The 19,064-nt window shown below is 58.4% G+C and carries 14 protein-coding genes and 1 tRNA gene; 11 read left to right on the top strand and 4 right to left on the bottom strand.

Features of this window, described 5'->3' with window-relative positions:
• Window positions 1–181: 181 nt before the first annotated feature.
• On the bottom strand, window positions 182–667 hold the full coding sequence (locus L1A08_RS17050; RefSeq protein ID WP_238757720.1) for an SRPBCC domain-containing protein: 486 nt from the start codon (window positions 665–667) through the stop codon (window positions 182–184).
• A 380-nt stretch (window positions 668–1,047) separates the two neighbouring features.
• Here L1A08_RS17050 and L1A08_RS17045 point away from each other — a divergent pair, with 380 nt between their 5' ends.
• The 4 genes from L1A08_RS17045 (at window position 1,048) to L1A08_RS17030 (ending at window position 5,203) form a co-directional block, all read left to right on the top strand.
• The gene (locus L1A08_RS17045) at window positions 1,048–1,725 is read left to right on the top strand and encodes a helix-turn-helix transcriptional regulator (protein WP_238757718.1); all 678 of its coding nucleotides are present in this window, start codon (window positions 1,048–1,050) and stop codon (window positions 1,723–1,725) included.
• A 131-nt stretch (window positions 1,726–1,856) separates the two neighbouring features.
• Window positions 1,857–3,158, top strand: a complete 1,302-nt coding sequence (locus tag L1A08_RS17040; RefSeq protein ID WP_238757716.1) for a right-handed parallel beta-helix repeat-containing protein — start codon at window positions 1,857–1,859, stop codon at window positions 3,156–3,158.
• Between the two features lie 210 nt (window positions 3,159–3,368).
• Window positions 3,369–3,827, top strand: coding sequence for a hypothetical protein (locus L1A08_RS17035; protein ID WP_238757713.1), 459 nt, complete (start codon window positions 3,369–3,371; stop codon window positions 3,825–3,827).
• 734 nt (window positions 3,828–4,561) lie between these two features.
• Window positions 4,562–5,203 (top strand): hypothetical protein, encoded by a 642-nt coding sequence (locus L1A08_RS17030; protein WP_238757711.1) that lies wholly within the window; start codon window positions 4,562–4,564, stop codon window positions 5,201–5,203.
• 94 nt (window positions 5,204–5,297) lie between these two features.
• Here the strand turns inward: L1A08_RS17030 and L1A08_RS17025 are convergent, their stop codons facing one another.
• Window positions 5,298–6,617, bottom strand: a complete 1,320-nt coding sequence (locus L1A08_RS17025) for a hypothetical protein (RefSeq protein ID WP_238757709.1) — start codon at window positions 6,615–6,617, stop codon at window positions 5,298–5,300.
• 363 nt (window positions 6,618–6,980) lie between these two features.
• On the opposite strand from L1A08_RS17025, the gene L1A08_RS17020 reads away from it, so the two are divergent.
• From L1A08_RS17020 to L1A08_RS17005, 3 genes are all read left to right on the top strand, one after another.
• The gene (locus tag L1A08_RS17020; protein WP_238757708.1) at window positions 6,981–8,123 is read left to right on the top strand and encodes a hypothetical protein; all 1,143 of its coding nucleotides are present in this window, start codon (window positions 6,981–6,983) and stop codon (window positions 8,121–8,123) included.
• Window positions 8,124–8,419: 296 nt separating this feature from the next.
• Window positions 8,420–9,244 carry a LamG domain-containing protein gene (locus L1A08_RS17015; protein ID WP_238757706.1) on the top strand — a complete coding sequence of 275 codons (825 nt, stop codon included), beginning with the start codon at window positions 8,420–8,422 and terminating at the stop codon, window positions 9,242–9,244.
• A gap of 523 nt (window positions 9,245–9,767) precedes the next feature.
• The gene (locus L1A08_RS17005) at window positions 9,768–10,118 is read left to right on the top strand and encodes a hypothetical protein (RefSeq protein WP_238757705.1); all 351 of its coding nucleotides are present in this window, start codon (window positions 9,768–9,770) and stop codon (window positions 10,116–10,118) included.
• Window positions 10,119–10,599: 481 nt separating this feature from the next.
• Here L1A08_RS17005 and L1A08_RS17000 read toward each other — a convergent pair.
• Window positions 10,600–10,673: transfer RNA gene (locus L1A08_RS17000), tRNA-Pro, on the bottom strand.
• Between the two features lie 371 nt (window positions 10,674–11,044).
• Here L1A08_RS17000 and L1A08_RS16995 point away from each other — a divergent pair.
• The 4 genes from L1A08_RS16995 (at window position 11,045) to L1A08_RS16980 (ending at window position 16,773) form a co-directional block, all read left to right on the top strand.
• Entirely contained in the window at window positions 11,045–12,070 is a 1,026-nt protein-coding gene (locus L1A08_RS16995) for an ABC transporter permease subunit (RefSeq protein ID WP_238757703.1), read from the top strand.
• 335 nt (window positions 12,071–12,405) lie between these two features.
• Window positions 12,406–14,400, top strand: a complete 1,995-nt coding sequence (locus L1A08_RS16990) for an ABC transporter transmembrane domain-containing protein (RefSeq protein ID WP_238757701.1) — start codon at window positions 12,406–12,408, stop codon at window positions 14,398–14,400.
• A 52-nt stretch (window positions 14,401–14,452) separates the two neighbouring features.
• Window positions 14,453–15,214, top strand: coding sequence for an ion transporter (locus L1A08_RS16985; RefSeq protein ID WP_390896911.1), 762 nt, complete (start codon window positions 14,453–14,455; stop codon window positions 15,212–15,214).
• A gap of 200 nt (window positions 15,215–15,414) precedes the next feature.
• Window positions 15,415–16,773 carry an ABC transporter permease gene (locus tag L1A08_RS16980; RefSeq protein WP_238757697.1) on the top strand — a complete coding sequence of 453 codons (1,359 nt, stop codon included), beginning with the start codon at window positions 15,415–15,417 and terminating at the stop codon, window positions 16,771–16,773.
• A 102-nt stretch (window positions 16,774–16,875) separates the two neighbouring features.
• On the opposite strand, the gene L1A08_RS16975 is transcribed toward L1A08_RS16980, so the two are convergent.
• Window positions 16,876–18,912 (bottom strand): alpha/beta hydrolase family protein, encoded by a 2,037-nt coding sequence (locus L1A08_RS16975; RefSeq protein ID WP_238757695.1) that lies wholly within the window; start codon window positions 18,910–18,912, stop codon window positions 16,876–16,878.
• Window positions 18,913–19,064 lie beyond the last annotated feature (152 nt).

The following is a 19,064-nucleotide window of genomic DNA, read 5'->3' as shown; positions in this document are numbered from 1 at the left end:
AGTTGTAGCCGGTGTTATAAAGGTCACGTGTCGGGGACACGGAGGAGAGGACTGCAGCGTAACGCAAGCCGTCTCCGGAATGGAAGCCGCCGGGTGCCATGCCCACGCTTGCCGTGGGCATGCTTTTCGGATGACGATCGACAGCGCGAGACACCATCGGAACCAGCGCAGCCTTTCCGCATCACCCCGCGATCAGCCCATCAATCACGCAATACCCCATTTCCATCAGCTCAATCATGCCGGTGGCCAGGGCGGCTTCTCGGGCTTCCGGGGTGGGGTAGTCGAGCAGCGTAGTGACGGTGGTCACTCCGTCGGTCTCCTGAAATGTGATCGTGATGACCGAGGGAATGTCGGAGTCCACTCCGGGAGTGCCCACGTAATGGCGTTCGTGGTGGACGATTTTGCTCATGGGCTCAATCTCGCGGAATTCACCGACGAGGCCGAATTCCTGGCCGGTCTGATCATCGCGGAAGCGGTTCTCATAGGTCCCGCCAATCCGAAAATCCATCTCGCTGACCGGCATCGACCAGCCGGGCGGGCTCGGCATCCAGCGGCTGACCAACTCGGGTTGAGTAAACACATTCCAGACCGATTCGAGCGGGGCGGCGAAACTGCGGATAACTTCGACCTGCGTATCGGACAGAGTACTGGCGGCTGCGGGTTTCATGGTGTTCTTTCGTTGAGGAATGACTTGGCTTTCCGGACTGATGCCTGTTAGCCAATGCCCCCATGGGCATGAAGTGTGGAAAGTCTCTGGAAACAAGATGGGGGTGGCCCGTCCGGCACGGGCGGGTGACGAAGTCATAAGAGGCCGCGCCATGGACCGTATTTCTGCGAGACCGGATGATTTCACCCGATAAGACGCGGATGGCGCTGCCTCTTGTCGCTGACGCGACCCGCCCGCTGAGGCGGACTGGCCACCCGTCCAATCGAAACCTGGTGCGTGCACTGCGTTGGCCGACCCCACGCAGGAACTTTACAGAGCCCTCCTGACAGCGTATTGTCAGGAGACTGTCAGGACGGGAAAACTTCTTGGAAATCAATCCGATGCGTCGTGCCGACCGTCTGTTTCGAATTGTGGAGTACCTCAAAGGACGCCGTCAGGTGGTCACTGGCGAGGAACTGGCTGCGGAGATGGAGATCGGCGTCCGCACGATTTACCGCGACATTGCCGACCTGCGAACGTCCGGCGTGCCGATTGTCGGCGAAGCCGGCCTCGGCTACCTGCTCAGCCGGGACTATGTCGTCAAGCCGTTGATGTTCGATGTTGACGAGTTGGAGGCGTTGTCGCTGGGGGCTCAGATGGTCGAAAGCTGGGGCGATCCCGAGCTGGCCCATTCCGCCCGCCGGGCGTTCGAGAAAATCGCAGCCGTGCTGCCGGAAGCCCTGGCCGCCGAAGCAAAACAATCCGCCGCCTACGCCTGCGCCAGCCGGGACGCGTTGCCGTTGACCATCGACCTGGCCGCACTCCGCCGGGCCATCCGCAGCCAACACTGGGTCGACATCCACTACAGCGACAAATACGGCGACGAATCCCGCCGCCGCATCCGCCCGCTCAGCCTCGTCTTCATCGCCCCGGTCTGGCTCCTCGCCGCCTGGTGCGAACTCCGCCAGGACTTCCGCGAATTCCGCATCGACCGCATCACCAGTATGACCATCAGTGACGAACAGTTTCAGGATGAGGCGGGCAAAACACTGGAGGACCTGCAGGCGTTGAAGCGGTGACGCGTAATGCTCCCGCGCCATTGGCATCCCGCCAGTTCTTCCCTTTATACTCCAGACGACCCGATTCCCGGTGCCACGGCTTTCGCCATTCCTGTCTTTTGACCAGTCGGTCCACAAGAAAGAGTCATACGATGATGCGCGCGTTCTGCATTCTGATTGCGATCACCTGTTTGCCCGGTTTTGCTCATGCAGCCGAGTTCTACCTGACGCCGCGAGGGGCCGGGCAGAAAGACGGGACGAGCTGGGAGAATGCGTTCGGGCAGGAGTCGCTGTCGAGCGTGGTGAACGAGACGCTGCAGCCGGGCGACCGGTTGCTCATCGGCAGTGGACGTTACACCGACGCACGGCTGTCGATTTCCAACGGCGGCAGTGAGGGGGCGGTCAAGACGATCTCCGGCGTCGATCGCGGCGACGGCCTGCCGGTTTTCGCGTCGTCCTGGTCGGAAGAGGATCCGGACAAGGGAGCCACGCTGGTGCGGATCGAGCCGGGGGTGGGACACGTTCGGATGGAGAACCTGCGAATCGAGGATTACGAAAACTGCGTGCTCGCGCGGCCAGACAAGCAGGGCACAAACAGCCGTGGGCTGGTCTTTCACGACGTCGACATGCGGCGGTTTCGGCATGGGTTTTATCTGTCCAATTGCGACGACCTGCTGCTCGAAGGCTGCGATCTCAGCCGTTACACCAAGCACGCCTTCCGCTTTGAGGAAGGTTGCAATCGCGTGAGTCTACGGCAGTGCACCGCTGACTGCTCCGAGGGGGACGCCGACTGGGAAACGAAGACGGAACTGTTCCCCTTCGGCTTTCTGGTGAATAACGGCGGCGAGCCCAACTCCGAGCTGCTGTTCGAAGACTGCCTCGCCTGCAACAACCGCATGCCGCTGCAGAAGAAGAGCTACAAAAACGGCGACGGCTTCGTGGTCGAGGGGAATACCACCGATGTGCGGTTCGTCCGCTGCCGGGGCATTCGTAATCAGGACGGCGGGTTCGATTTGAAAGTTGACGCCGTCGAACTCACCGACTGCGTTGCTCTGGGCAACTCGCGAAACATCCGCATCTGGAAATCCGCCACGCTCGAGAATTGCTTTACCGGCTGGGCCTCCTGCGGGCTGTGGTGCAACGGCGGCCCGATCACCGTCAACCGCTCCACATTCCACGCCATGCGAACCGCAGCCGTGCAAACCGACGACCGAGCCAAAGAACCGGTCACCCTCAACAACTGCCTCATCACCTCCTGCCCGAAAGTCCACCGCAAAACCTCACGCGGCCAGCTCACCACAAACGAAACCATCGTCCTCGACGAAGCCGCCAACCAATCCCCGGAGTTTGTGAATCCGAGCCCGGACTGGGATGGATTGGGGGAGGCAATGAATAGCCGAGCGTTTCGGGAGAAGGGGTATCGGCAATCGGGACCTTCGAGCGGCACGGATTGAACCCACGTCGATCATCCGGGGGGCCAGTGGCGCCTCTGGGGCGTGTTTCATGCCGCGTTTGTGCCCTTGAGATTGAGCGAGTTGAGAGATAGGAATCTATTTCCCAGCACATGAAATGCTGCCGAATAACCCGTACACTACAGCGGCATCTCCGCCTGAATATCTGCACAGGTTGGGCGCGGTTCAAATTGTAAGAGGACGAATACTCCGATGAATTTGAAGCCTCTCGACATTCGCCGTGATGTCTCGATCAACCATGCGTACTTCGAGACTTCACTGCCATCTCCACCGCACCTTGAGATTCTTGTCGTCCGGTTTTCCGGAACCTCAGGCTTTGGATGTGCCAACGACTCGGATGCAATCTACATGGACGCGATGGTACGTGCTGGAATCGCCGCGTTTGATTCCGTTGGTGTCATTCTCGATCTTCGTGAGATGGGCTATGAATGGGGAGACATGATGCTTTGCCCGTTTGCGGCCGGCTCGCGCTATTATGTTGATTCGGACTTACCAGTTGTTGCAGTCGTCTCTGACAGGAATCGCAAGGGGCTTAAATCGCTTATGGCAGATGAAGCCGGAATTGACCCGACGACCGTTCTCTTTGACACAATGGATGCCGCCCTTGCTCACCTCGATTTGCTGCACAATGCAGGTAAGAACCAAACCTAGTGGCCGGGTCCAACCGGAGTACGATGTGCATGTGGGCATGCTTCGTGTTCGAAGAAACGACGATCCTCGTCGTGTCGAAATCCGAAAGGCACCACAGGCAAGCCGGTAGGGCCAACCTCAGAAACAGGACGAGCATCATGCTTGAGGGGAACCACCCGCGAGCTCCACACATTTGCGCGGCTTCGAATCAACTCGACTATGTGCTGAAGTTCGCTAAGAAGATTACACTCGCGACTGGTCAACTTAGAAATGAATTGTACCTGATCGTGGAACCTGCGTTTGCTGCCCTCCGATGGCTGAATGAGAAACACTTTCAAGAGTCACGGGATATTGCTAACGCCATCACAAGACTCGAACGTTCAACGAAACGCTTGTCGGAAATGCCACATGACGAAACGGAAGTGCTTTGTCGAACGGCTTGCCCGGCGTGCGAGGAGTTGGTGACAGAATCCGGTAAATATCAGCCTGAGGGGGCCGCATTCACTGTTCCTGCAGAGCGCTATTGCGGTCGATGCTTGCTCAATATCGTTTCAGCTATTCGCTCATGTGATGAAGTTTTTCTCACGGAGAGGGAGGGCCCTACGGACTCGCCTTAGAGAACACCGATGAGTGGCCTGTTCCAACTCCTCAGTCTGGTAACAGACACTTACTCGACTGAGTAATAAGTAGTGCAGTGAGTTCCTGGAATTCATTCGACGCTGAGCTCAAGAGCCTCAACAGGCGGTGTTCGACAAATGAAACTTGTACCAGTCATCTACATCGCTTATGGGAATCCTGAAACTGATCCGCCATCGCTCTATCCTGTTGCGAAACACTCTGCGACCTGGGAGGAGTATCGGGTTCTAATTCACCGCAAAGCCGGATTCGAAATGCCGATGACGCCGATTCGAGAAGGGCTGTTTCTCTTTCGCTTCGATGCGATCAGCGAGTTCAATCTTGAAAAGTTGGTAAGGGATCGTCTGAATCTTGCGGCAGAAGGTGACGAGGACCCGATTCCGATGTTCGGAGGATACGTTCTTGAGGAAGTCGGCCGAATTCTTTTGGCGCCTCAATGTTGCGGTGATCTGAGTGACATTCGCTTTTGGAAATTCCTTTCACAAGGAAGCGAGCTCTTCTGGGAAGGACATCCTCAGCCAGAGATTATTCTTGAAAACGGGCGGGCGTTCTTCTGCTGTATCGATAAATGGGAACAATTCTCAGAGCCATTCGTCGAGCGATTTGATATCTCACTTGCCGATTTAGCCGAGGCTGTGCAAGAAGCGGAGGATGAATTGAGAGCTTTTGAGACGCGACTGGAGATCCTTCTCCAGCGTCTCGCTTTGCCTCCGTTTGCTGACCAACTCACCTTCAACCGTGGGGGTTCGCCACATAGCTAAATCTGATCTAAAAAGAAAAGCCCTCCAACATTCCGTCGGAGGACTTTTCTTTCAATGAGCCGTGGCGGTCCTGCGAGAGACCGGCATCAAGCAACTACTTCGTCCCCGGCGTCTTCGAATGTGCATTCTGCGGGAAGTCGAAGGTCAGCACGAGGGGTTCGTTGCCTGTGTTTTCGATTTCGACGCCGCCGTTGTTCAGGGCGGTCTGGGTGATGAAGCCGATTTCCGGGTAGAGTTCGCCGAGGACCATGTTCTGGTGGTAGCGAACTTCGAGTCCACCCACGCGGCCGCTGCCGCCGTTTGTGTGGAACAGCGTCGGGCTTTCCGGGCGGAACGTCGTTTTGGCGCCCGGCTGCACGAAGAGGCGGAGGATCGAGCACTTCTGGTCGCCGAGGATGTCGCCGTACACGATCCACTTGGCGTCGACGCCGTCGCCGGCGAATTCTTCGGCTGTGATCGCCGGCCGTGAATTCTTCAGGACGAAGTCGGGGTCCTGATTGGCTTCGAAGTCGAACTTCTCGACCAGGTAGTCCCAGTCTTCGTGCTTGTCTTTGGGGTAGTCCTCTTCGCGGCAGGCGTAGAAGGCATCGGCTGCGCCGATTCGGCCGTCGAGCGTGAGGTCTTCGGCCAGGAAGTGCTCGTCCATGGTGACGTGCAGTTCGTGGGTGCAGAGGTCGGTCGGCGAGTGCAGCACGCCGTTCGGCATCACGAAGCCGTCATCGAGTTTCATCATCACATGCGGAGCGAGATGGCGGACGCCGTTGTATTCGGTCTTGCCGAAGCTCTTCATGCATTCGAGGAACTTGTCCTTCGTTACGAACGGGTACAGCCCCATGGCCGTGGTGTGGTAGTGCGACGGGCTGACGCCGGGGTTGTCGAACGAGTTGATGTCGTAGACTTCCCACTTCGTCCAGTGCAGGTGGTCCGGGATCGGGTTCAGGTTGTCGAACTTCTTGGAGACGATCGGCCAGGTCGGGTCGCCGAACAGCTCTTTCGCCAGGGCGGTCACCTTTTCGCCCATGATGGCATGCGGATTAGCCGTGATCAGATCCTGCAGCGAGATCACCTGCCCGCCGGGGGTGAGGACGTGGGCTTCCCCTTCGCGGAAGGGAGCCTTGTTCGTGCGGGTGTCGATGACGCCGGTGACGATGGGGACGGTGCAGCACATCCAGACTTCGTCGAGCCCGGTGCCGTTCATGTAGTCCGGGTAGTACGACGCGTCGTCGAGACGCAGGCGTTTTCCGGGCGTGCAGAACGTCCGGCCGGCGTAGCGATGCAGCAGTTGCAGCACCCCGCCGTGCTGGTTGAGGCAGTCATCGAGAACCGCATCCGCTCCTCCGCCGGTTCCGTCGATCACGTCCTGTTTGGGGTATTCGTGCAGTTTATCCGCGAGAATTGATGTCGAAGCAGCCATGAGCATTGCACCTCAATGAGCCAGAAGAAGTGTGTCGGCTCTTAAAAAGTCTTGGAGAGCAGGTGGATGTTTCCAGTTTGCCAGAACACCACGAGACGGGCGAAGGACCGAATCTCCGGCGTTTTTGGCAAGCGAGCAGTGTAAGCAAAACATCAGCAGGAGGAAATGCAACCCAATGAGCCGGACCCGGCCGCGAGAGAAAGCCGTTCGACAACGATGCAGCAGCCGTGTAGTATCCATATGGCCATGCTGGCGGGCTGTGCGTCCGAGGGGTTAAGCTATGTCGGATGGTGATGTGATGGTTGTTCTGTAAACAGGTTAGGTGCAAAGCCGAATCCAATAGATTATGGGAGGATCTCATTCTTGAACGACGAACGCGATCTTCCCGTTCTCATTTGGGCGATCTCCTGCTTCGATCGACGCCGCGAAAACCCGCTGCCCGTATACGATCGCTGGTATTGGCTCGACTGGGCGCAACTTGCACCTGAGCAGGTCGCTGAGATTCTCGCGATTGTCGACGCCTCGAAACGCAACGAATCCTCGCACAAACCCGTGGGGTTCGAAGAAACCGTTGTGACAATGTCCGTTGGTTCGCCTAACTACGATTCGCATCTGCTCAAGTATCGAGAACTCTTCACGGAAATCCCTGGCAACGATCTTCAAGCATTTTCCACTGATCCTTTACGGCATGATCGCGGTTTTCAAACCATTAGCGTTGACACTGAGTACTTCGAAGACGAAACAGGCACACCGATCTCGAAATATGAAATGCTGCAGCATGTATCTGGGCAAGAATTCCCGATCATCGTTGGTGATCCCGAAACCGTATTGAAATTGGGGCCCGTTTCGGCCGTAAACATCCGCGATTGGACCACGCAACGGGCCAACACAATCGCGCAGTTTCTGGACGTCGTTGAGCGAATCCATGCAAGCGAGTGGTACCGGTCACCGAGATTTGTCACGTCGTTGATCCACAAGCGGGCCGGTGAGTCAAGACTTCTCGAAGCCGAATTTCCGGATGATGAAGACACAATGTCCGTATTGGCGTATTTTCGGCAGCTTCACGCAGTCGACAAACTGGTCACCAAAGCATGTGAGGCATACATTGCTCACGCAGGCGACGACCGGAAACGGTGGTGGGTCAACGAACGAGAAAGGTCATTCGAGTCACTCATTGATGCTCCACCTGCCCCGTTCAATACAAACGGACAGACTCGCCGTCAGATCATCCGAATGTTCATGTACGGTGCCGGCTTGCTCCACAGCTCATCCAACCACGGGGACGACGCGGCACTTGATGCGTTTATATCGCATCACGGCAAATATCAGGCAGTAATGATATTTAACTCATGCCTTATGGATTTCTTCAGGGTTGCTGTGACAATTTATCCGGTGATTCGCCAAGACTATTACTATTGGATTAACGACGATGGACTGGCCTCTGCGTCGCGTACTTCGATTCCAGACTTGTTTCAAGGCTTCACGTCGCCGCCATATGGCGCCTAACGAAAAAATGCCAGTTACCCGGGCCGGTTCCATCGGCCGGCGATGTGCCCTGGTCTTATGCCATGCAAGTCAACTCTCGTGGATGCGGCCGGTAGACATGGGGCGACGGCACTTGTGGCTTTCGCCACCCGATAGGAAAGGGACAGCGGAGCGGTTGCAGGAGTCGCTCCTTACACATGCTCATCCTGCTGCACGATGCGAGCGTGGCACCGGGCGGAGTTCGCGTGTTATGCTGGCGAAAAGGCAGCCTCCGGGTTATACGCTGCTTCTCCTGTGAAACACGTTGGGCAAATCCGATGATGCACGCTTCGTTCATTCTCCTCTGCTGCTGGTGGGTCAACTCTGTTACCGCGACGCCGGAACAGGCGGTTCAGCAAGTTAAGGAGGTTCCCAACCTTGTCGCCTTCTGGACCTTCGCGGATGCGGAAGGGGAAGCGAAGAAATCCCTGGTGACTCCCACGCTCGAACTCCAGGAGCAGAATGGCCCCATCAAGACTCTGGAGGCCGGCCCGTTCGGCACGGCGATTAAAATCAATCAGGGACAATGGCTGTCGATCCCGCGGGAGAAAATCGGCCCGCTGAATATTCACGGCGAGGATGCGGAAGTCACGGTCGTGGCCTGGATCCGCCGCGACAAGACAAGTCACTGGCAGGCGATCGCAGGGGTTTGGGATGAGACACGCGGCAAACGGCAGTATTGCCTGTTTCTGAACGCTGCTAGACAAACCGATTTCAGGACGATGACGCGAACTTCCTCGAAGGACCGGTTCCAGGGGCATGTGTCCTCCATCGGGGGAAAAACTCCGGCCGAGGTGGCCTGCATTACCTACGCGACGTCGGGGCAGAAAGTCCCCATGGGCGAGTGGCATTGCCTCGCCATGACATACGATGGCAAGGAAGTCCGGCTGTACCTCAACGGCCGCCTGAGCGAAGCGGAAGGCATGAATCCCTTTCCGTATCCGCAAGGGTTGTTCGACGGGGGAAAGGAAGGAGCGGACTTCACTGTCGGGTCTGTGAATGTCGCCGGCAAGCCAGGAAACTTCCTCGGTGCAACCCTCGGCGGCCTCGCGGTCTTCGATCGCGCATTAACGGCCGACGAAATCGCATCTCTTCCGAAGTAGCGAATACGGGGTGGGGGGCAGCCCGGTGCCATGCTTGCATCGCGAAGCAGGGCAAACATGCGCGGGACCATGTCGCGAGGAGCATGGAGCCTTCGAGCTCACGATTAGTCTCGTGACAAACGTCTTTCTGACTTTCGCCACCCCGGTCGCTGCTACGCATCAGCTGGGGACACCCAGCATGATGCCGAAAGCGGAGCGGTCGCACGAATCATTCCTCGCGCATGCTCGTCCTGTTTCGCGATACGAACATGGCACTGAGCAGTAAAAATGGCATCGACCACTTTCCTCAGCGGGGTTCGAGGACGCCCGCCTTTGGGAGACGTCGGGTATTTCGGCAGCAAAGGGCGGATCATTTGCCAAGACTCCTCGGATGTCACAAACTGGGGAACGACCGAACACCGTTCCATGGCGGATTCTCCTTTGTGTGATGTCTGATAACACCACAATGGGAGGGTCCGCTTTTTTCTTCAATCGCAAATGCTCCGCAGGGGTTTTCGGATAGTCTCTAAATCAAAACTTGCTCATGGATTCCAACGTTCGACTGCATGGCCAACTTGAAAAGTGGCCAACCAAAACCGAGATGGCGCGGCTGATGGAGACCGCTGGCTTCTCGGTCTACGTCGGACGATACTCGATCCGATTACAGGACTGCGAACACTTCGCGTTTCAAGAATACGGGGGAGACCTCGGTCATCCGCGATTCGATGCAGACGCGAGCACAGTTGAGAAGATGCTCAAGGATGCCGGACGCGTCTCTGCTGCGTTGACCGCTGCTGACATGCGGCACCGTTTCGAACTGTACAATGACAACGACGAATTGGTTGGTTACATTCATCACCGATGGCCACAAGAGCAGACCGACGATGACACATAGCATCGTCGGATAACAAAAAGAAGCACGGGAGCCGCGAAGCCGGACGCATTCACATGAACAATCACTCGTCGCGGCCGGGAGATTGGAGGCATTAGCCAGTTGCGCGCGGTCCGTCTCGGCTTCGGCGATCTTGCGTCTCCGCATTGAAAGCGGGCGCCGGGTGCCACTGGCGTTCCGCCAGTGCTCTCGCTTCGGTCGACCTGACTCGCACAGGGGGGCTTCTCCGTGCAGCCGGACAACAGATTCAAATTATCGGGCGTCCACATTCAGCACTGGCGAGACGCCAGTGGCACCCGGCGGCAGGCCTCTTTGCACAAGCTCTTCTTGACCGCTGAACCCCATTGCAACGGGTTCATCTTCGACAGCCCGATGACGGCATTCTTGTCGTTGAGCCACAAGCCTTTGCATTGTCGCCGCTGTCGCTCTGTGATTCGCGCAAACAAAAAGCCCGCCGACGTTCTCCGTCGGCGGGCTTTTTGAGTCGGGGTGACAAGAGTTGAACTTGCGACCTCTACGTCCCGAACGTAGCGCTCTACCAAGCTGAGCTACACCCCGTGTGGTTTTCAACCGGTCTGCATTGTATCGAACGGCGCCAGTCCTGCAATCGTTTCTGGCGTCCCTCGACAGACAGGGCCTCTGGCGGCTCGGTTCGCGGGTTTGGGGCCTGTTTTCTCGACAAAAAATGATCTTCGGGGCCATTGTCAATTCTACAATCGGGGCGGGAGCGGGGGTGGCGGAGGCTGCGGGTCGTGCGGAGGGGGGCGGGGAATCTTTTTGATTGCCAAAAAAATCCGCGACCAACGCTTGCGACCTTTTTGACGTACGGGGATTATCTGATGTTCCCCGGAGAAGCCGGTACAGCGACGCTGCGCCCCTCTCTCCTGTCATTCCGATTTGTCCGAACTCTTTCTGCAATCGAGTGTTCCGTGATCGAAGCTATCGCCAAACTGTCACTGCTGGCTCAGGATGTTCCCGAACTGGACCCGACCATGCCGACCAATCCGCTGGCCGGATACGGCTGGACGGCCCTGGTGGCGTTGATCGGGCTGATCGTGCTGTTCGGGCTGAACCGCTTCACCAAATTCGGCGTGATCGCCCGGGCGACGTCGAAAGAGTCGGTCCGGCAGCCGATGTTCTTCTCGCTGCTGCTGGTCGCCATCGTGGTGATGCTGCTCAACACCTGGATCCCCTTCTTCTCGATGGGGGACGACACGAAGATGTTCCTCGACTGCGGGCTGGCGACGGTGCTCATTTGTAGCCTGCTGCTGGCGATCTGGACGTCGAGTATCAGCATCGCGGACGAGATCGAAGGAAAAACCGCGATGACGTTGCTGAGCAAGCCGATCACTCGGCGGCAGTTCATTGTCGGAAAGTATCTGGGGCTGCTGCAGGGCGTGGTCATTTTCATGATCCCGGTCGTCATCACCTTTGCTCTGCTGACCTACTACAAAGTCGGCTACGACATGAAAGAAGCCGGCAAGCAGGTGCCGGAATACTTCCGGTGGGTCGACTCCACTCTGTTCGGCTCCGAAATCCAGTACGCCTGGTTCCAGCCGGAACGGATCGCCCCGATTATTCAGGTTCTGCCGGGCATCCTGCTGATCTTCTTCGAGGTCGCCGTGATGGCCGCGATCAGCGTGGTGATCTCGACCCGTCTGCCGATGGTGGTGAACCTGTCGGTGATGTTCGCGATCTTCGTCATCGGTCACCTGACGCCGGTTCTGGTGCAGAGCAGTGAAACGCGGCAGGAGCTGGAGTTCGTCTCCTTCGTGGCTCGTTTGTTCGCGACGGTGCTGCCGAACCTGGATGCGTTCAACATGAGTGCTTCGATTGCGACCGGGACGTTGGTTCCTCCCGATTACCTCGGGTTTGCGGCCCTGTATGGTCTGGCTTACTGTGCCGGGGCGATTTTGCTCGCATTTATTCTGTTCGAGGACCGCGATCTCGCGTAGTGTGACGATCGAGCGATCCTTCGCAGTGGGATTCGTCGAAGCCGTCGCGTCCGGACCGGTAAAGACTGGCCGCGCGGGGCCGAGCCGGTATGATGGACTGATGGCTCATCGGGGAATCCACGATGAGCCGGTGATTCATCGGTGAACGGAATCGTCGCATCTGCTGTCTGTCGTCTTCCAGAAGTTCCCACCCGATGGACCGGATGTCGGGCGGCCGGAATGTCGACACCGCAGCGGACTGCACGAACGGGCCAGGACGAGTCGATGAGACTTTGTCCCTCTGTCCCCGGGAATCGCTCCCTTCCCTGTTGAGATGCGATCTTCGAGGTGACACCGTGAGTACGTTCAACAACGATGCGCAGTCGACGTGGAAGAAGCTCGTTCCGCGTTCGCTCTGGCGGCAGTCGAGCACGATCCAGCTGATGGCTCTGTCCGTGCTCTCCTCTCTGCTGCTCGCTCTGATGTTTCTGGTCGGCCTGCTGATTGTCGACCTGTTTGTGAGCCGCGGCTCGATTCTGCTGCAGGGCTCGGAGATAGCCGCTGCCCGCGAACGCTTCGGGCCTATGCTTGATCTGGTCTATCCAGTCGAGGAAGAAGTGCTTCCCGATGACATCGAGTTGCAGAACCGGGGCATCCTGCATTCGCTCTGGTCGTTCCAGGATCGCATCTGGGCGGAGCCTCTGAGCCGGCTCGCCGCGCAGGTCCCGATGCTGCTCGATAACTTTTCCGCTCTGATTATCCTGCTCGCGGTCGGGTCGATTCTCGGATTGCTGCGGGGGCTGATTCTCGTTCGCTGCCGGCTGCTGGCGGCTCGGCTGGGGATGACTGTCTCCAACCAGATGCGTCGCTCGCTGCACCGTCAGGCGATGCGTCTCGGCCCCAGCGACTTGCTGGATATGCAGGTCGGAACCGCCCATGAGCTGTTCCGTAACGATACCGTGACCATTCAGGATGGCGTCACCGCGAATGTCTACCGGCTGATCTTCCATCCCGTGGCCCTGGCGATGCTGGTCGTTCTGGGGCTGATCGTGAGTCCGCGTGTCTTCGTGCAGATGCTCGGCCCGCTGCTGCTCTGCTGGTGGCTGGTCGCCCGGGAACGGTCCCGGTTCGATGCCTCCAGGAAGCTGGCCGAATCGCAGGCCGAACTTCGCGGGAACGTGCTCGCCGAGAGCCTGACGAAAACCCGACTCATCCGCGGCTACTCGATGGAGAACTACGACAACTCGAATTTCGGGCGTCTCCTCGAGCAGCTTTCGACCACGTCCACAACAGTCCGCCGGCGTGATATTCTCTCCCGCTGGCTCTGCTGGGTGATGGTCGTCCTCGTGTTTCTGCTGCTGGCGATTCTCGTCGGTAACAAGATGCTGCTGCCCGCCGAGCATCCGCAAAGCATGCACGTCGCGGAGGTGGTGATCCTGAGTCTTGTGTTCGTGGCGGCTTACAAACCGCTCGCCCGACTGCGGGATCTGATCGGCATCCGCCACGAAACGGCTCTCGCGGCGGAACGAATCTACCGCTATCTGAACCAGATCCCCGAAGTCGGCCAGGCTGTCGGGGCGAAGTTCCTCGATCCGCTCTCGCGGTTCATCACCTTCGAGAATGTGACTTACAGCCTGCCCGGATTGACCGGCAAGAGGCTGCTCGATCAATTCGAGGTCAAAGTGCCGGCGGGCGGGATGACGGTCATCGCTTCTGCCAATCCGCTCGAAGCGCGGGCCATGCTTTATATGCTGCCGCGTTTTTTGGAGCCGCACGAAGGCCGGGTGCTGATCGACGGCGAAGACATCGCATGGGTCACGCTCGAATCGTTACGGGCTGAAACACTCTATGTCGGTGGACGCGATCTGTACTTCACCGGCAACGTGATGGAGAATATCCTTTGCGGCGACCCGAACTACACGCAGTCCGATGCGATCAATGCCGCGAAGAAGGTGCACGCTCACAACTTCGTTCAACGTCTGCCGCAGGGATATGAAACCGTTCTCGGCGAACATGGCGAGCAGTTGAGTCCCGGTCAGGCGTATCGACTCGGGTTGGCCCGGGCGCTGTTACGAAACCCGGCGATGCTGCTGCTGGAAGAGCCGGACGTGCAGCTGAGCGAAGAAGACAAGTCGATGATCGACGATGCCTACGATCAGATCTGCCCGGGGCGAACAACGATCGTCATCCCGAGCCGGATGTCGACCATCCGCCGCTGCGATCGGATCGTGCTGCTCTATCAGGGCAAGGTCGCCACGATGAATACGCATCAGAACCTGCTCTCCGGCAACGAGCTGTATCGCCACTGGGAGTACACGCGATTCAACGTGTTCCGTCACATTGAGAGCTGATTCCTTTCCAGGATGGACGTTTCACCTTCAGCAAAGGCAAATTCCTGGAATGATGCGGGCCCGGTACGTTCTGGCGGAAATGATCAACGAGAAGGATTCGCGTTCGTCGCGGATCTTCAGCCTCTGCATTCAGATCCTGATTGTCCTCTCGTTGATCACGTTCTCGATTGAGACCTTGCCGAACCTTTCCCCCTCCGTGCAGCGGGTTCTGTTCTTCATCGAAATCGTGATCGTCAGCATCTTCACGGCGGAGTATCTGCTGCGGGTCGCGTTCGCCGAGAACCGGCTCGGGTTCATCTTCAGCTTCTTCGGCCTGGTTGATCTGATCTCGATTCTGCCGTTCTACATCGGTCTCGGCATCGATCTCCGTTCGGTCCGGGCCTTCCGTCTGATGCGACTGTTTCGCGTCCTCAAACTGGCCCGCTACAGCACGGCGATTTGCCGGTTTCACAAGGCTCTGCTCCTCTCGAAGGACGAACTGACGGTCTTCGGGCTGCTGGCGGGAATCCTGATCTACCTCTCGGCGGTCGGAATTTACTTTTTCGAGCATCAGGAGCAGCCCGATCGGTTCGGCTCGGTGTTTCATAGTTTATGGTGGTCCATCGCCACTCTGACCACGGTCGGGTACGGGGATATTTACCCCATCACGCTCGGTGGCCGAATCTTCACCTTTTTCGTGCTCCTGGTGGGGCTGGGGATCGTCGCGGTTCCGACGGGGCTGATTTCCTCGGCTCTCATCGAAGCCCGACGTCTGGAAGAAAAGGAAGAGGAGCGCCAGACGGAACAGATCGCTGCGGTGGAACCAGAGAGTTGAAGCCCGCACGACCGGCTGCAACATATGCATGAAAGGTGATCTTTTCCCGCCCTGGTTCTTTATCCCATCCGTGCCGCTGCGTATGATGGATGGATTAACCCGGAACGCATCATGGACTTTCGGCTTCGTCGGGAGGGTCTCATGAAATTCCTCCGGTCGCCCTCCCCAGATCCTCACACGGCAAATGTTCAGGCTTTTCCATGAATCTGAAGCAGACGTTCCGCGCCGTTCATTTGGCGCTCAAGAGTCTGATGCTGCAGCGGCTGCGATCCGGACTGACGATGCTCGGAATCGTGTTCGGTGTCTTCTCGGTCATCGCCATGCTCGCGATTGGCGAAGGAGCCAGTAAACAGGCCCAGGAGCAGGTGCTCGCCCTGGGTGCGAACAACATTATCGTGCGCAGCAAGAAACCGCCGGAAGGTTCAACGTCGAGCTCCGGTGGGAACAGCCGCGTGCTGCGGTATGGCATCCTGCGAGATGATTTCAAACTGCTCAACGATTCGATCCCGACCGTCACCGACGCGATTCCGATTCGGGAAACGAATCACGAAGCTCGCTTTCAGGACCGGAAGATGGCGGTCCGCGTGGTCGGCTGCAACGCCAAGTACATGAGCGTGAATAACCTCGACATCGCTCGTGGTCGCTTCATCACCGATCAGGATGAGTACCTCGTCGAGAACGTTGCCGTCCTCGGGTCCGATACCGTCGATAAGCTCTTCCCGTTCGAAGATCCGATCGGCAAGACGATCATGATCAGCAACCAGCCGTATCAGGTAGTGGGCTACACGAAGGCGCGTCAGGAATCAGGTGGCATCGGCGGCAGTCTGACCGCACAGGATTTCAACAGCGACGTCTACATTCCGCTCAAGACCTTCAGCAGCCGCTTCGGCGATCTGATTATCCGCTTCACCTCGGGAACCTTCAGTGCCGAAGAGGTCGAGCTCAGCCAGATCACGCTGCAGGTCAACGACCGCAAGGATGTGCTGCCGACCGCCGAAGTCGTGCGGGAGTCCCTCAAACGCAACCATGCGACCGACAACGATTATGCCATCGTCGTTCCGCTGGAACTGCTGAAACAGGCCGACCAGATCCGGGCGATCTTCAACATGGTGCTCGGTTCCATCGCGGCGATTTCGCTCGTAGTCGGAGGCATCGGCATCATGAACATCATGCTCGCCACCGTGACCGAACGGACGCGAGAAATCGGGATTCGTCGGGCCCTGGGAGCGACACGTAAAGACATCATCAATCAGTTCCTCACGGAAACGATCGTACTTTCAGGAACGGGCGGCGTGATCGGGATCATTCTCGGCCTCATGACGCCGTGGGCCTTCTGGGCCATTAAATCTGTCGCCGTAAGCGTGCTCGGCCTCGGCGGTGGAGGCAGCGGAGGCGACTCGGAATTTGGCAAGATCTTCCTCGACATGGAACCTCAGATCGCTCCCTGGAGCCTGCCGATGGCCTTCGGCATCTCCGTCGCTATCGGAGTGATCTTCGGCGTCTACCCGGCCCGCTCAGCCGCCAGACTCGACCCGATTGAAGCCCTCCGCCACGAGTAGAAGGCCACAGCTCGACGTCGCCTGGAGCTACATGGCCCCCATTCGTGCCTCGAAACGAGAACACCCTGCTGGCGTGCCCGGCAGGGTATTCTTCAACCGTGCCTATCTGCTCACGAACTCCACTGCGGCTCCCCGTTTCATTAGCGGTTCGAACTGACTCCGCTTCTGATCGGACACGCCGTGGAGTCTGATCTTCTCACACGGATCGACGCTGGCCAGTCCGGCGTAGCCGCCGTATTTCAGGCAGCCGGGCAGGAAGAGCGGGTCGTTGACGTCGGTGATCTCCCGCAGCACGTTGCCGGACAGATCGAGGTCCACTGCTGCGACACTGTCGCCCAGTAACGACTGAGCCAGCAGAGCCGCGATGGCGGGATCCCCTGCTCCGGCCAGAACAACACTGCTGAAATCGAGCTCGTTTTTCAGACCGATGACCGTGGTCAGAAGGTCCTGCACCTGTCGCGAAACGAGCGGCAGGTTGTAGCCGGAGGTGTAGCCGTAGTAGCGGGTATCGACCGCTGCGGCCCCGGGTTCCGGGCGATTGTGTCCGGTCCCCGGCAGATCGACGAGAATCACCGCCTTGCCGGAAAACCGTTCCTGCAGGGCATTCACGTCCTGATCGGACAGCTGCATTCCCTCCGGATTGCAGTACACCACAGCCTCGTTGCCTTCGCCGGGAACAATTCGCACCGGCACCGTGTTGCCGTCCGCTTTCCGGCTGACGATGCCGCGATTCTCCTCAAGGGCCACCAGAACATCATCCGCTGACGGAGCAGCACCGCCGAGAAGAATGTCGGCTGCTCCACCGATCACCCGCGTGTACTCATCGCTGTCGGCGGAGCTCATCAGTTGGGTGAGCAACTGCTGATTCTCTTCGATGATACTCTGTCGCAGCGTCGGTCCATCGGCGGCATCCTTCGGCAACGGGTGCTCCTCGGTGAAGACCGTCAGCTGAGCCTGCGTGAGTCCGTCGAACGGCTTCTCTTCCACGGAGGCATCGAGCCCGAGATACTCATTAAACCACTCGTACATGTGAGTGCGGGAGACCTGGTTGTAGTTGTGCTTGAACTCAGGATGCACCCAGGCTTCGAATTTCTCCGGCACGCCGTAGAGTCCGTAGATGTGCTTGAGTTCCGGATAGCCGAGTGTCATCAACTGAATGGTCCAGTCGTCGGCTCCAATCAACCCGAGTGGTTTGGGAGCAAACGCCGCGGCGATCGCCACGTTGTTGGTGCCGATTCGCAAATACGGAGCGTTCTCGCAGGTGCAGCCCCCCTGCATGCCGGTCGAAACCATCACCGCGGGGACGGCGGCCATGAGGCGATCGTCGAGGGCGCACATCATCATCGTTTGTGTCGCGCCGCCGCTGGAGCCGGTGATCGCCAGCCGCTGCGGATCGACTTCGGGAAGCGATTCGATAAAGTCGAGAGCACGAATCGAGTTCCACGTCTGCAGTCCCATGTTCTCGATCAGCCATCCGCCATCGGTCGCCGTCGAGAATTCCCAGCGATGTTCGAGCGGCTGCTGGTCGGCGTAGCCAATCATGTCGTAATGAAAGACGACACACCCCATCCGCGCAAGCTGCACCATGCGAGCCTGCATCGGATGATGGGCGGCGACTTCCTCCGATTCCGCCCCCTGATCGAGCTGCGACTTTGCCCCTCCTTCACCGGCATCATAAAAGCGACCGTTCGGCCAGTGCCCGTGCGGACAAAGAATGCCCGGCACCTTGCCTTCGACTTTCGCAGGACGATACAGACTGCCGGTCACGTAGAGCCCGGGGCGTGAGGCGAAGAAGACTTTCTCAACGGTGTACCCGTCCCCTTCAATCTTGCCGTGAACCACCGGTTCGAGCGGCTGCCTGGGCGGCATCGGCCAGAGTCCCTGGGAGATTTGAATGCGTCGCTTCAGCTCCTCGGCTTCGGCTTTCCATGCTTCCAACGTTCCGGGCGGCTGCCACGGATGAAACTTCGTGTTGCAGTCGCGGACGGCTCGCCACCAGTTGGGGCGGGTTGCCAGGGAACGACTTTCGCGAACGTCGGTCGAGGCGACCTGAACGTCTTCGGCGTGAGCGGGGGAAGGGAGGCTGATCGCCAGCAGCAGAGCGGCAAGCAGAGACGCGGAAGCAGCACAACTCGTCATGAGACTGTCCTCACTGGGGTGGAAGGGGAGGGAACGCTTCGAGTTGTCGACGGCAGAATCGAAACGAGCCTCTGCCGTTGAGGTGACTTCAGTTTACGAAAGCGGGGGGCCGGTGCAACTCTCTGCCGCCGCGAGCGTGATTGCAGCCCTGC

Origin of the sequence: Rubinisphaera margarita, from assembly GCF_022267515.1 — a bacterium.
GTDB lineage: Bacteria > Planctomycetota > Planctomycetia > Planctomycetales > Planctomycetaceae > Rubinisphaera > Rubinisphaera margarita.
Note: the sequence above shows the minus strand (reverse complement) of the source record. Positions and strands in the feature narration are given on the sequence as shown.